This window comes from Rhodococcus sp. NPDC003322 (assembly GCF_053589555.1).
In genome coordinates this window covers 44,933-57,924 of sequence record NZ_JBSFSC010000005.1, presented here as the reverse complement: position 1 = coordinate 57,924, position 12,992 = coordinate 44,933, and the positions used below count along the sequence as shown (strand labels likewise).

Genomic DNA, 12,992 nt, shown 5'->3' with positions numbered 1-12,992 from the left:
GGCTACCCGCTGTTGCGCAGCGCGGTGGCCAAACCGTTCATGGTCAGCTGGATGCCGCGGCGGACGAGGTCGCTGTCGTCGCCGGCGCGGTAGCGGCGCAGCAGTTCGACCTGCAGGTGGTTGAGGGGTTCGAGGTACGGGAATCGGTTGTAGATCGACCGTTCCAGCGCGGGGTTGTCCGCGGTCAGCGAGTCGTTTCCGGTGACCGCGCGGTACATCGCCACGGTCCGCGCGTGTTCGGCGGCGATCATCCCGAAGACCCGCTCCCGCAGCGCTGCGTCGGGGACGAGTTCGGCGTAGCGCGCGGCGAGTCCGAGGTCGGACTTGGCCATCACCATCGCCATGTTGGACAGCACAGTCCGGAAGAACGGCCACCGCCGATACAGGTCGGTGAGCCGGGCCAGCCGGTCCGCGTCGCCACCGACCCAGGATTCGAACGCGGTGCCGGTGCCGTACCAGCCGGGCAGCATCACCCGCGCCTGGCTCCAGGACAGCACCCACGGGATGGCACGCAGGTCGGCGATCGACCGGGTGGGCTTGCGGGAGGTGGGCCGGGACCCGATGTTCAGCGCCCCGATCTCCGCGACCGGGGTGGAGGTGGTGAAGTACTCGACGAAACCCGGTGTGTCGTGGACGAGTTCCCCGTACGCGACGCGGGCCCGTTCGGCGAGGTCGTCGAGCAGCAGATAGGCGTCGTCGGCGTCGGGTCCGAGTCCCTCGACGTCGAGGAGCGACGACTCCAGGGTGGCTGCGAGCAGTGTCTCCAGGTTGCGGTGCGCGATCGGGGGCTGGGCGTACTTCGCGGCGATCACCTCGCCCTGTTCGGTGATCCGCAGCGACCCGGCGACCGCGCCGGGCGGCTGGGCGAGGATCGCCTCGTAGCTCGGTCCGCCGCCGCGGCCGACGGTGCCGCCGCGACCGTGAAAGAGCCGCAATCGGATTCCGGTGTCGCGGGCGGCCTCCACGAGGTCGAGTTCGGCGCGGTAGAGCGCCCAGTTCGCGGCGAGGTAGCCGCCGTCCTTGTTGGAGTCCGAGTAGCCAAGCATCACCTCCTGCAGCCCGCCGTGGGCGTCGACGAGCGACCGGTACTCCGGCACCGCGAGAGCGGCGCGCAGCGTCGCCGCTCCCCCGCGCAGATCCTCGATGGTCTCGAACAGCGGCACCACGTTCGGTCCGCGATGGTCCGGTTCCCCCGGAACCAGCAGCCCGACCTCCTTGAGCAGCACCGCGGCCTCGAGCATGTCGCTGACGGAGGTGCACATGCTGATGATGCAGTTCGGGACGGCGGCGGCGCCGAGTTCGGCGACCGCGTCGGCGGCGGCCGCGAAGATGGCCAGCTCCGAAGTGGTGCGTTCACCGAACGTGGCGCCGGGACGGGTCAGCGGGCGCCGGGTGCGCAGTTCCGCGGCCAGCAGGGTGACCCGCTCGTCCTCGCCGAGCGACCGGTAGTCCGGATGCACCCCCGCCCACGCGAACAGTTCCGCGATCACCTCCTCGTGCACCTCCGAGTTCTGCCGCAGGTCCAGGCCGGCCAGGTGGAATCCGAACGCCTCCACCGATTCCCGGATCGTCGCGAGCCGGTCGTCGGCGAGGACGCCGTCGCCGTGTCCGCGTAGGGAGGCGTCGAGGACCGCCAGGTCGGCGAGCAGTTCGGTGGCGGTCCCGTAGGGCGCGAGCCCGGAGTCGGCGAGGGCGGCCGACGAGGTGCGGGCGAGGTCGTCGCCGAGCACCGCGATTGCGGTCTCCGTGAGCCGGGCCTGCATCCCGCGCAGCGCCCGCCGGTACGGTTCGTCCATCCGCGACGGCGCGTCGTCCCCGGACGCCGCGGCCAGGGCCTCCAGTTCGGCCGAGACGGTCACCAGGCGCACCGACATCGCCAGTTCCTGCTCGAGGGCCTCGAGGTCGTGCAGGTGCCGGTCGAGGGCGGTGGCCGCGGCCCGGTGCGTGGCCCGGTGCACCACGTCGGCGGTGACGTTCGGGTTGCCGTCCCGGTCGCCGCCGATCCAGGACCCGGTGCGCAGCATCGGTTCCGGCAGCAGACCGGCATCCGGCCACCGCGTCCGCAACTCCCGGCGCAGCGCCGCATTGATCCTCGGAACCACCTCGAACAGCGCGGCGTCGTAGTACCGCAGCCCGACCTCGATCTCGTCCTGAATCCGCAACCTGGACAACCGGATCAGCGCGGTCTGCCAGAGGGTGAGGATCTGCCGGTACAGCCCGCCCTCGACCTCGGCGGCCTCCGCGGCGTCCAGCACGGTCCGGTCCCGAAGCCGCATCAGGTCGGTGATCCGGTTCTGCGTTTCGAAGACGGTACGGCGCCGCGTCTCGGTGGGATGGGCGGTGATCACCGGCACCACCTGCGCGCCGGCGAGCGCGTACGCGACCACGGTCGAATCCAGCTGCGCGGCGTCGAGTTTCGCGTAGGTCGCGGCAAGGCTGCTGTCCTGCGGCGGCTCCCCCGCCCGGATGTGGACTGCACGGCGCCGCTCGCGGTGCAGGTCCTCGGCGAGGTTCGCCAGCAGCGCGAAGTGGCTGAATGCCCGGATCACCGGGATCGCCTGATCGACCGGTGTTTCGGCGAACAGGTCGGCGAGTTCGGCGCGGTCCACTTCGGAACGGCGCACCCGGAACGACTCGACCCGCGCGCGTTCGACCAGGTCGAACACCTCGGCACCGGCCTGTTCACGGACGACCCGCCCCAGGATGCCGCCGAGCAGGCGGATGTCCTCGCGCAACGGCTCGGTGGCGGCCCGTCCGGACTCGACCGCTCCGCCGCGCTGCGCGGCACCTCCGGATTCGGCGGCTCCGCCGCGCTGCGCGCCGGGCCGGGACGGGTCGGGGCTGGGCTGCGACGTCGTCATCGCCCCAGTATCGGGGCGACGACGAGCTCCCGCAGTGCGAGCGTCAGGCCTTGAAAACGACCGCGTCGGGCGTGAGCCTGCCGATCACCCGGGGCGTGCCGGGGGCATCGAACTCCCAGCGCTCGGCGCCGGTGTACTTGGTGGCGAGGGTGTGGATCAGCGACCCGTCCGGGTCGTCGGTGAAGGTCACCGTGCCGCGCACCTCGAGGTAGCTGTAGGGCCGAGCCGCGGGGTACACCAGCAGCGTCGCCCGGGGGTCGCGTTCGAGGTTGTCGGTCTTGCGGCGACCCTTGACGGTGGAGAAGAGGACGTCGCCGCCGTCACGCTGCACCCAGATGACCGACAGCTGCGGCTGCCCGGACGGCTCGACGGTGGCGAGGGTCGCGAACTCGGGTGCGTCGATCAGCGCGGCACCCGCGTCGGGAAGGACCGCGGATCGGATCAGGTCCGCCACGTCAGCTGAACTTGATCTCGAGGCCGATGCCGACGATGGCGATCAGCCACAACGCGGCGGTGAAGACCGTCAGCCGGTCGAGGTTCTTCTCGACGACGGTGGACCCGGACAGGCTGGACTGCACGCCGCCGCCGAAGAGGCTGGACAGGCCGCCACCCTTGCCGCGGTGCAGCAGCACCAGCAGGACCAGCAGGAGGCTGGTCACGATCAGCAGGATGTCCAGGAAAAGTCTCATCTCGGCGGTACGCTGCCCTTCACGAAACGGTTGTGGCCACAAGTCGTCCCAGCCTACCCGCACGGCCGCACCGCCGACGACATCTGGTCGTTTTTCGAGACTGCCCGGAATTGCGCTCGTTCAGCGCGAGCGCTCGCCTCGTGCGGCCGCCGATCATCGATCGGACTGTGATGTGAATCACATTCACGTGGAATCTCCCGCCCAACGGGACCGTTTCGCCGCCATCGACCCTTTCCCTGTGACCCTCGTCTCACTTCCACTCCGGAAGCGCACGCACCTCCGTCAGAAGGGCCCTCGATGGCACAGTCCCGCAAGGTGACCGGCCTCCTCGCCGTCACGACCGTTGCACTGCTCACACCCCTCGTCACCACTGGAGTCGTGCAGGCCGCCCCTGCAGTCCCGGTGGTCATCGCCGATGCCCTCGACACCGGGTCCGCAGGCGGATTCGGCAGTGCCGCTCCGGCGGCCGATGCGCCCCGCCTCGCGAGCGTCGACAACTTCCGTGACGTCGCGGGTACGGGCGACGGGTACTCGGCGGTCTTCGGCCTGTCGCACGTGAACAAGGGCGTGTTCTACCGCTCCAACGCGATCGTCCCGAACGAGGCCGATCTCGCCACCCTCGCGGGACTCAACCTGTCCACCGTCTTCGACCTGCGCACCGACGCCGAGGTCGCAAAGAAGCCCGACGTGCTTCCCGACGGCGTCACCTACACCCATCTGCCGATCGGAGCGGGGGATTTCAGCACAGAGCTGTCGCGGATCAAGTCCCCCGACGACTCGCGCATCTTCATGCAGTCGATGAACAGGCAATTCGTCACCGGTGAGAACGAACGCGCCATGTTCGGCGCGATGCTCACCGACATGGCCACCGCGTCGGGGCCGATGGTATTCCACTGCACCGCAGGCAAGGACCGGACAGGGTGGACGACCTACCTGCTCCTGTCCATCGCCGGGGTGAACTCCGAGACGATCATGGACGACTACCTGCTCACCAACGAGTACGCGAAGAACTCGATCGCCGCGAATCTCGAGTCCCTGCAGCGCCTCTTCGGCGATGCCGCAGTGAACATGGCGCCGCTGGTGTCGGTGGAGCCCAGCTTCCTGCAGGCGGGCATCGACCAGTTGACGGCCGACTACGGCACCCTGGACGCGTACCTCACCAAGGGGCTCGGTCTGTCCGCCGGCACCGTCGGCCTGTTGAAGGCCAAGCTGGTCGGCTGATCACCGGAGACGCCCGTGCGTGGTGGTCGCCCCGATCGGGGTGACCACCACGCACGGGCCACGGAGTCGCTACAGCCGGCGCGCCAGCGCGCGTCCGGCGCTGCGGCCGGAGAAGATGCAGCCGCCCAGGAAGGTGCCTTCCAGCGCGTTGTAGCCGTGGACGCCGCCGCCACCGAAGCCCGCGACCTCGCCCGCCGCGTACAGCCCGTCGAACGCGGCACCGTCCGGTCGGATCACCTGCGCGTCGAGGTTCGTCTCGAGCCCACCGAGCGTCTTGCGCGTCAGCAGGTTCAGCCGAACCGCGATCATCGGACCGTGCGCCGGATCCTGCAGCTTGTGCGGCTTGGCGACGCGGATCACCTTGTCCGCCGGGTAGGTGCGGGCATTGCGGACGGCCATCATCTGCATGTCCTTGGAGTACGTGTTGTCCACCTCCCGGTCCCGGGCCACGACCTCGCGTTCCACCTGCGCGAAGTCCAGCGGCGGACCGGGGTTGATGGCGTTCATCCCGTCGACGAGGTCGCGCAGGTTGTCGCGGACGACGAAGTCCTCGCCGTGCTGCTTGAACGCTTCGACGGGTCCGGTCGCGCCCTTCTTGACGCGGCCGAGCAGCAGTTTGAGGTCCTTGCCGGTCATGTCGGGGTTCTGCTCGGAGCCCGAGAGCGCGAACTCCTTCTCGATGATCGACTGGGTGAGGACGAACCAGGTGTGGTCGTGTCCGGTGCCGAGAATGTGCTTGAGCGTCGCGAGGGTGTCGAATCCGGGGAACAGCGGGACGGGCAGGCGCTGTCCGGTCGCGTCGAGCCACAGCGACGACGGGCCCGGAATGATCCGGATGGCGTGATTCGGCCAGATCGGGTCCCAGTTGACGATGCCCTCGGTGTAGTGCCACATGCGGTCGCGGTTGACGATGTTGCCGCCCGCGTCCTCGGTGATGCCGAGCATCCGGCCGTCGACGTGCGCGGGCACACCGGTGATCATCCGCTCCGGGACCCGGCCGAGCCGTTCGGTCGGCCAGTTCTTCTTGACCAGGTCGGGGTCGCCGCCGATGCCGCCGGAGGTGACGATCACCGCCTGCGCGCGCAGCTCGAACTCGCCGGCGCGGTCCCGATTGGACTTCACGCCGCGCGGTTCGTGGGACGGGGCGAGCACGGTGCCGCGGACACCGACCGCCGCACCGTTCTCGACGATCAGCTCGTCGACCTGGTGCCGGTACCGGAAGGTGACCAGCCCGCGGGCCGCGGCCTCGAGCACCGGTTCGCGGAAGACCCGCACCACCTCGGGGCCGGTGCCCCAAGTGATGTGGAAGCGCGGCACCGAGTTGCCGTGCCCGGTGGCCAGTCCGCCGCCGCGTTCGGCCCACCCGACGTTCGGCATCACCCGCAGGCCCAGCTCGTGCAGGTAGGAGCGCTTGTCCCCGGCGGCGAAGTTCACGTACGCCTGGGCCCACTGCCGCGGCCAGTGGTCCTCGCGCTCGCGGTCGAATCCGGCACTGCCCAGCCAGTCCTGCAGCGCGAGCTCGTAGGAATCCTTGATCCCCATGCGGCGCTGTTCGGGACTGTCGACGAGGAACAGGCCGCCGAGCGACCAGAACGCCTGCCCGCCGAGGTTGGCCTCGTTCTCCTGCTCGACGACGACGACGGACTTGCCCGCCCTGGTCAGTTCGTAGGTGGCGACCAGGCCGGCGAGCCCACCTCCGACGACGATGACATCGGCTGTCTCGGACATCTGCACCTCACTTGTTTTCGCTGTAACTACGGAGGACGTGGACGAACAGGTCGGTTCGGGCACGGACGATCCGGGCGTCGTCGGGTTCCATCAGGACCTGGACGGACGTGCCGTCGTGGACGGCGACCAACGCACGGCCGAGCGCCTGCGGGTCGGTGATGCGGCGCCCGGCGCGCGCCAGTGCGTTCTCCACGACCGGCAGGATCGTCGCCTGGATGGCAGCCTCCCTGGCCGCCATCACCGATTTCAGTGCCGGGTTCCGGAGGGCGTGCGCCGTGAACTCTGCGGTGATCCGGTACCAGCGGTCCTCGACCGGGATCGCGGCGAGGATGCGGGCGGCGGCGCGGTCGAGGTCGAGGTCGAACTCGTCGGCCGATTCGTCCGCTGCCACCGCGTCCCGGATGTCGGCGAGCATTGCGGCCGACCGCTGCTCCCACATCGCGAGGAACAACTCGTCGAGCGAGTCGAAGTTGGAGTAGAACGCCCCGCGCGTGAATCCGGCCCGCTCGCAGACCTGCTCGACGGTCGATCGACCGAACCCCTCCTCGGCGAACACGTCGAGGGCGGCGGCAAGCAACCGCTCCCGCGTCTGTGCTCGACTCCTCGGCATGTTCGATACATTAATGTATCGAACGGTCCGGTGGGGTCGATCCGGGCAACCGTCCGAGTCCGCGCCACACCGCCGCGACAGCGGCCGGGCACGACCCGTCGGCGATACGCTCGATTTCATGGCCGACAACTCGACGACGGCGAACCTGCGCCCCCTGGAACGATCCGACCTGCCGTTCGTGCATCGGCTGTTCAACGACTCGCAGGTGATGCGCTACTGGTTCGAGGAACCGTACGAGTCCCTCGCGGAACTGACGGAGCTGTACGACCGGCACGTCCACGACGAACGGGAGCGACGCTTCGTGATCGAGGTGGACGACGGCGCGGTCGGCCTCGTCGAACTGGTGGAAATCGACTACATCCACCGCAACTGCGAGTTCCAGATCATCGTGGCGCCCGGGCACCAGGGCAAGGGTTATGCCGGCATCGCGACCCGCAAGGTGCTCGCCCACGCGTTCGGCGTGCTCAACCTGCACAAGGTCTACCTTCTCGTCGACACCGAGAACCACGCGGCCGTGCACATCTACGAGAAGGTCGGCTTCACCGTCGAAGGCGTACTGCGCGAGGAGTTCTTCGCCGCGGGCAGGTATCGCGACGCCACCCGGATGGGAATCTTCCAGCGCGACTTCCTCGCGCAGTAGGCCCGAACGACCCGGCGCTCAGCGCGGGGCGAGCACCACGACCGGGATCGGGCGGGTGGTGTGCCGCTGATACGCGCTGTACCGGTCACCGTTGTTGGCATCGGCGGCGGCGAACAGACGCGCGTAGTCCGGGTCGTCGGGGCCGAGCAACCGAGCGGTGACCGGAATCCTCGTCGTGCCGACCCGGATCGACGCCTCCGGGTGCGCCTTCAGGTTGAAGTACCACCCCGGCGACTGCGGGGCACCACCCTTGGACGCCACGACGACGTAGTCCTCGCCGTCCCGCACGTACGTCAGGCTGCTGACGCGCGGCTGCCCCGTCTTGGCGCCGACGGTGTCGAGCAGCAGGCACGGCACCCCGAGGATACGGTGGCCGATCCGGCCGTTCGTGCGCTCGTACACCCACTGGTGGAAACGCAGCACCTGCACTCCGGCCTTCTGGACGATCGGGTTCTCCTCGATCTTCACGACACCACCTCCGGATTGTGTGTGACCAAGCGTAACGAGGCCGGACCCGGCCAGGGCGACCGAAATCACATCCGGCACCCACTGATCGGGACAGAACCGACGCCGGCGCCCTCGCCGCACTACCGTCCCGGAATGCCCAAACCACAGGAAAGGACCCCAATGAGCTTGTCCTCCAGGAGGATCCGTCGCCACGCCCTTGCCGCTGTCGCATTGACCGGCGCCGTTCTGGTCACCGGCCCTCTCGTTGCGCACGCCGAGCCCGCCACCTTCGGCCTCGCCGATCTCGGATCCACCAGCACGTCACCGGCGGCGACTCCGCGCCTGTCCTCGGTGAACAACTTCCGTGACATCGCGGGACCGGACTCCGGCTATGTCGGCACCGGGGGCCTACATGTCCGCCGGGGGCTGTTCTACCGGTCCAACGTCCTCACCCCCAGCGCGGCAGATCTCGCCGCGCTGGAGAGCCTGGGCCTGACGGCGGTGTACGACCTGCGCACCGAGGCCGAGGTTGCCGCCAAGCCCGAGACCGTGCCCACCGGGGCCGCCTACACCCGGATCTCGGTCCTCGCCGCCGACCCCAGCGCCGACATCGCGTCCCTCGAGACCCCGGAGCAGGCTCGCGCCTACGTGCAGGGCGGATACCGCGACACCGCGAACGACGCCGTGGCGCGGGCCGGCTACGGACAACTGCTGACGGCACTCGCGGAGACCTCTGGGCCGCAGGTCTTCAACTGCACCGCGGGCAAGGACCGCACGGGCTGGGCCACCGCGCTGCTGCTGAGCATCGCCGGCGTCTCACGCGAGACCATCGTGCAGGACTACCTGCTGAGCAACGAGTATTCCGCCGCGACCATCCAGGCCTCGATCGACCGCGTTGCCGCGACGAAGGGCGAGGCGGCTGCCGCGGTCTACCGGGAGCTCCTCGGCGTCGACGCGAGCTACCTCGAGGCGTCGTTCGCCGAGGTCGAGAAGAACTACGGCACCTTCGACCGGTACCTCGTCGACGGCCTCGGACTCTCGCCAGTGACGATCGCCAAGCTGAAGTTCAAGCTTCTGGTCGGGTAGTCGAGTTCGGACGGGCGCGTCGATCCAGGTATCGGCGCGCCCGTCCGGGGACCGGATTCGTCGCCGCACTGCCAAGTTCGGCCGGATCCGCGACACTGGAGTGATGAGGGCTTGGTTCCCCCTGGGTGCGGCGACGGTGATCGCCGGACGGTATCTGCTGCTCCGCGCGCTGCTGCGCAAGTTCCGCGGAGACCTCGCCGCGCTCAACGCCGGAGACCATCGCCCGCTGCTCGGCTCGTATCACCCCGACGCCGTCCTCCGTTTCGCCGACGGCGATCACCGCTGGGCGGGCGTACACCGGGGCCGGCCGGCGATCGAGCGTTTCCTCGAGAGCTTCGTCAGAGCCGGACTCCAGGGCGAGATCGTCGAGGCCTACTTCGGCGGCGCGCCGTGGCGGCTGACCATCGTCGCCCGCTTCGACGACCACGCGATCGGACCCGACGGTGCAGTCCTGTACCGGAACCGCTCCGTTCTCCTGCTGCGCACGAGGTGGGGACGCGTCGTCGAGCAGGAGGACTTCTTCGAGGACACCACCCGGATCGCGGCCTTCGACGCCCGCCTCCGGGAGCTGGAGCAGCACGACTGAACCGAGCCCGAAACGCCGGTGGGCGCGTCGTCCTCGAAAGGTCAACGCGCCCACCGGCGTTCGTTCGGTGACACTAGATCACGGGAGAGGTCCCCCGGCGGCGATCGCGGAGAGCGTCGCGAACTCGTCGGCCTTGAGCGAGGCTCCGCCCACGAGGCCGCCGTCGACATCGGACTGAGCGACGAGCTCACCGACGTTCTTGGCGTTGACCGAGCCGCCGTAGAGCACCCGCACGTCCGCTGCGACCTCGGCGGAGGCCAGCTCGGCGAGGGTGGCGCGCACCGCGGCGCACACCTCCTGCGCGTCGGCGGCCGAAGCCACCTTGCCGGTGCCGATGGCCCACACCGGCTCGTACGCGATGACGATCTTGCCGATCTGCTCCGCCGAGAGGCCCGCGAGCGAGCCCTTCAGCTGCGCGACGTTGTACGCGACGTGGTCGCCGGCCTCTCGGATGTCGAGACCTTCGCCGATGCAGACGATCGGGGTGATCCCGTTCGCCAGCGCCGCCTTGGTCTTGGCGAGCACGATCTCGTCGGTCTCGCCGTGGTACTGGCGACGCTCCGAGTGCCCGACCACGACGTAGGTGCAACCCAGCTTGGCCAGCATCGACCCGCTGATCTCACCGGTGTACGCGCCGGACTCGTGCTGGGAGACGTCCTGCGCACCGTAGGTGAGCAGGAGCTTGTCGCCCTCGACCAGGGTCTGCACGGACCGGATGTCGGTGAACGGCGGGATCACCGTCACGTCGACCTTGTCGAAGTACTTCTCGGGCAGCGAGAAGGCGATCTTCTGCACCAGGGCGATGGCCTCGAGGTGGTTGAGATTCATCTTCCAGTTGCCTGCGATGAGCGGCTTGCGTGCCATGTCTACGCCTCCAGCACTTCGAGGCCGGGCAGCGTCTTGCCCTCGAGGTACTCGAGGGAGGCGCCGCCGCCGGTGGAGATGTGCGAGAAGCCGTCCTCCGGGAGGCCGAGCAGCCGCACCGCGGCCGCCGAGTCGCCGCCGCCGACGACGCTGAACGCGCCCTTGCCGGTGGCACCGATGATCGCCTCGGCGACCCCCTTGGTGCCGGCGGAGAACTTCTCGAACTCGAACACGCCCATCGGCCCGTTCCAGAACACCGTCTTGGCGCCGGACAGGATCGCCGCGAAGCGTTCCACCGACTCCGGTCCGATGTCCAGGCCCATCCAGCCGTCCGGGATCTCCAGCACGGACACCGTCCGGGCCTCCGCGTCGGCGGAGAAGGAGTCCGCGATCACCACGTCCTGCGGGATGTGGATGACGTCGGCGTACCGCTCCAGCAGCGACTTGCAGGTTTCGATCATCGACTCCTCGCACAGCGAGTTGCCCACCGAAACCCCCTGCGCGGCAAGGAAGGTGTAGTACATGCCGCCGCCGATGACCAGGGTGTCGGCCTTGGTGGCCAGCGCCTCGATCACGGCGAGCTTGTCGGAGACCTTCGAACCGCCGAGCACGACCGCGTACGGCCGCTCGGAGTCCTGCGTCAGCTTCTGCAGGACCTCGACCTCGGTCGCGACGAGGGTGCCCGCGTAGTGCGGCAGCAGCGTCGCGACGTCGTAGACGGACGCCTGCTTGCGGTGCACGACACCGAACCCGTCCGACACGAACGCGCCGTTCATGTCGGTCAGTTCGACGAGCGCCTTCGCCAGCGCGAGCCGCTCCGCGTCGTCCTTGCTGGTCTCACGCGGATCGAAGCGGATGTTCTCGAGCAGCAGCACGTCTCCGTCGGTGAGGCCCTCGGCCCGCGCGAGCGCGTCCTGGCCGACGACGTCACCGGCGAGCTGGACGTTGCGGCCGAGCACCTCGCCGAGCTTTGCGGCGACCGGCGCCAGCGACAGCGCCGGGTCCGGCTCGCCCTTCGGGCGACCCAGGTGCGCCATCACGATGACCTTGGCCCCGGCCTCGGCCAGCGCCGAGATGGTCGGCGCCGAGGCCAGGATGCGGCCCGGATCGGTGATGGTGTCTCCGTCCAGCGGGACGTTGAGGTCCGAGCGCACCAGCACGGCGCGACCGGCGACCCCCTCGTCCAGCAGGTCCTTCAGCGTCTTGACTCCCACCGCGATCAGAGGGACTTCGAGACGAGACCGATGAGGTCCGCGAGACGGTTGGAGTAGCCCCACTCGTTGTCGTACCAGGAGACGACCTTGACCTGGTCGTCGATGACCTTGGTCAGCCCGGCGTCGAAGATCGACGAGTGCGGGTCGGTGACGATGTCCGAGGAGACGATCGGCGCCTCGGTGTACTTCAGGATGCCCTTGAGCGGGCCCTCGGCGGCGGCCTTCATCGCGGCGTTGATGTCCTCGATGGACGCCGTCTTCTTCAGGTTCGCGGTCAGGTCGGTGACCGAGCCCGTCGGGATCGGCACGCGCAGCGCGTAACCGTCGAGCTTGCCGAGCAGCTGCGGCAGGACCAGGCCGATGGCCTTGGCGGCGCCGGTGCCGGTCGGGACGACGTTCAGCGCGGCGGCGCGGGCACGACGCAGGTCGCTGTGCGGGCCGTCCTGCAGGTTCTGGTCCTGGGTGTAGGCGTGGACCGTGGTCATCAGGCCCTTGACGATGCCGAACTCGTCGTCGAGCACCTTGGCGATCGGGCCGAGGCAGTTCGTGGTGCACGAGGCGTTGGAGATGATGTTCTGGCTGCCGTCGTACTTGTCGTCGTTGACGCCCATCACGATGGTGATGTCCTCGCCCTTGGCGGGCGCGGAGATGATGACCTTCTTGGCGCCGGCCTCGAGGTGGCCCTTGGCCTTGGCGGCGTCGGTGAAGATGCCGGTGGACTCGACGACGACGTCGACACCGAGGTCGCCCCACGGCAGCTCGTTGAGCGGGCCGCGGTGCGCGAGCGCCTTGATCTTCTTGTCGCCGACGACGATGGTGTCGTCGCCCTCGAGCGAGACGTCGTGCGGCAGGCGGCCGAGGATGGAGTCGTACTTGAGCAGGTGAGCGAGGGTCGCGTTGTCGGTCAGGTCGTTGACCGCCACGATCTCGATGTCGGTGGTGCCGAGCGCCTTCTGCGCATCGACGGCCCTGAAGAAGTTACGTCCGATACGGCCGAAGCCGTTGACGCCTACCCGGACAGTCACAATTCGCTCCTTTTGACCAGT

Annotated in this window: 13 protein-coding genes; 4 read left to right on the top strand and 9 right to left on the bottom strand. The window is 69.0% G+C overall.

The genetic code is table 11. The features are described 5' to 3' along the window. Positions 1-2: 2 nt before the first annotated feature. Genes ppc through secG form a run of 3 tightly spaced genes read right to left on the bottom strand, consistent with a single transcriptional unit; the run spans position 3 to position 3,550 of the window. Positions 3-2,861: a phosphoenolpyruvate carboxylase gene (gene ppc / locus ACWDUM_RS19790; RefSeq protein ID WP_450135263.1), complete on the bottom strand. Its 2,859-nt coding sequence runs from the start codon at positions 2,859-2,861 to the stop codon at positions 3-5. 43 nt (positions 2,862-2,904) lie between these two features. Next, positions 2,905-3,315 carry a PPOX class F420-dependent oxidoreductase gene (locus ACWDUM_RS19785; RefSeq protein ID WP_450135262.1) on the bottom strand — a complete coding sequence of 137 codons (411 nt, stop codon included), beginning with the start codon at positions 3,313-3,315 and terminating at the stop codon, positions 2,905-2,907. A gap of 1 nt (position 3,316) precedes the next feature. After that, positions 3,317-3,550, bottom strand: coding sequence for a preprotein translocase subunit SecG (gene secG / locus ACWDUM_RS19780; protein WP_450115676.1), 234 nt, complete (start codon positions 3,548-3,550; stop codon positions 3,317-3,319). 297 nt (positions 3,551-3,847) lie between these two features. Here secG and ACWDUM_RS19775 point away from each other — a divergent pair, with 297 nt between their 5' ends. Continuing rightward, positions 3,848-4,771, top strand: coding sequence for a tyrosine-protein phosphatase (locus ACWDUM_RS19775; protein ID WP_450135261.1), 924 nt, complete (start codon positions 3,848-3,850; stop codon positions 4,769-4,771). A gap of 69 nt (positions 4,772-4,840) precedes the next feature. Here the strand turns inward: ACWDUM_RS19775 and ACWDUM_RS19770 are convergent, their stop codons facing one another. Further along, positions 4,841-6,499, bottom strand: a complete 1,659-nt coding sequence (locus tag ACWDUM_RS19770; protein ID WP_450135260.1) for an FAD-binding dehydrogenase — start codon at positions 6,497-6,499, stop codon at positions 4,841-4,843. Between the two features lie 7 nt (positions 6,500-6,506). After that, on the bottom strand, positions 6,507-7,109 hold the full coding sequence (locus ACWDUM_RS19765) for a TetR/AcrR family transcriptional regulator (protein ID WP_450135259.1): 603 nt from the start codon (positions 7,107-7,109) through the stop codon (positions 6,507-6,509). 118 nt (positions 7,110-7,227) lie between these two features. On the opposite strand from ACWDUM_RS19765, the gene speG reads away from it, so the two are divergent. Next, positions 7,228-7,749 (top strand): spermidine N1-acetyltransferase, encoded by a 522-nt coding sequence (gene speG, locus ACWDUM_RS19760; protein WP_450135258.1) that lies wholly within the window; start codon positions 7,228-7,230, stop codon positions 7,747-7,749. Positions 7,750-7,767: 18 nt separating this feature from the next. On the opposite strand, the gene ACWDUM_RS19755 is transcribed toward speG, so the two are convergent. Further along, entirely contained in the window at positions 7,768-8,211 is a 444-nt protein-coding gene (locus tag ACWDUM_RS19755) for a nitroreductase family deazaflavin-dependent oxidoreductase (RefSeq protein ID WP_450135667.1), read from the bottom strand. 165 nt (positions 8,212-8,376) lie between these two features. Between ACWDUM_RS19755 and ACWDUM_RS19750 the strand changes: the two genes are divergently transcribed. Beyond that, the gene (locus ACWDUM_RS19750) at positions 8,377-9,282 is read left to right on the top strand and encodes a tyrosine-protein phosphatase (RefSeq protein WP_450135257.1); all 906 of its coding nucleotides are present in this window, start codon (positions 8,377-8,379) and stop codon (positions 9,280-9,282) included. A gap of 103 nt (positions 9,283-9,385) precedes the next feature. Further along, positions 9,386-9,868: a nuclear transport factor 2 family protein gene (locus ACWDUM_RS19745; protein WP_450135256.1), complete on the top strand. Its 483-nt coding sequence runs from the start codon at positions 9,386-9,388 to the stop codon at positions 9,866-9,868. 78 nt (positions 9,869-9,946) lie between these two features. Here the strand turns inward: ACWDUM_RS19745 and tpiA are convergent, their stop codons facing one another. From tpiA to gap, 3 genes are read right to left on the bottom strand one after another with little or no spacing between them, the layout of a single operon-like run. After that, positions 9,947-10,732: a triose-phosphate isomerase gene (tpiA, locus tag ACWDUM_RS19740; protein ID WP_450135255.1), complete on the bottom strand. Its 786-nt coding sequence runs from the start codon at positions 10,730-10,732 to the stop codon at positions 9,947-9,949. Positions 10,733-10,734: 2 nt separating this feature from the next. Further along, on the bottom strand, positions 10,735-11,946 hold the full coding sequence (locus ACWDUM_RS19735; protein WP_450135254.1) for a phosphoglycerate kinase: 1,212 nt from the start codon (positions 11,944-11,946) through the stop codon (positions 10,735-10,737). A 5-nt stretch (positions 11,947-11,951) separates the two neighbouring features. Next, positions 11,952-12,971 (bottom strand): type I glyceraldehyde-3-phosphate dehydrogenase, encoded by a 1,020-nt coding sequence (gap, locus tag ACWDUM_RS19730; protein ID WP_450115667.1) that lies wholly within the window; start codon positions 12,969-12,971, stop codon positions 11,952-11,954. Positions 12,972-12,992 lie beyond the last annotated feature (21 nt).

Excerpts from the sequence above, each read along its gene's own strand:
- ACWDUM_RS19750 (WP_450135257.1), top strand. The coding sequence starts at position 8,377 with ATGAGCTTGTCCTCCAGGAGGATCCGTCGCCACGCCCTTGCCGCTGTC.
- tpiA (WP_450135255.1), bottom strand. The coding sequence starts at position 10,732 with ATGGCACGCAAGCCGCTCATCGCAGGCAACTGGAAGATGAATCTCAAC.
- ACWDUM_RS19765 (WP_450135259.1), bottom strand. The coding sequence starts at position 7,109 with ATGCCGAGGAGTCGAGCACAGACGCGGGAGCGGTTGCTTGCCGCCGCC.
- ACWDUM_RS19775 (WP_450135261.1), top strand. The coding sequence starts at position 3,848 with ATGGCACAGTCCCGCAAGGTGACCGGCCTCCTCGCCGTCACGACCGTT.
- secG (WP_450115676.1), bottom strand. The coding sequence starts at position 3,550 with ATGAGACTTTTCCTGGACATCCTGCTGATCGTGACCAGCCTCCTGCTG.
- ACWDUM_RS19745 (WP_450135256.1), top strand. The coding sequence starts at position 9,386 with ATGAGGGCTTGGTTCCCCCTGGGTGCGGCGACGGTGATCGCCGGACGG.
- speG (WP_450135258.1), top strand. The coding sequence starts at position 7,228 with ATGGCCGACAACTCGACGACGGCGAACCTGCGCCCCCTGGAACGATCC.
- ppc (WP_450135263.1), bottom strand. The coding sequence starts at position 2,861 with ATGACGACGTCGCAGCCCAGCCCCGACCCGTCCCGGCCCGGCGCGCAG.
- ACWDUM_RS19770 (WP_450135260.1), bottom strand. The coding sequence starts at position 6,499 with ATGTCCGAGACAGCCGATGTCATCGTCGTCGGAGGTGGGCTCGCCGGC.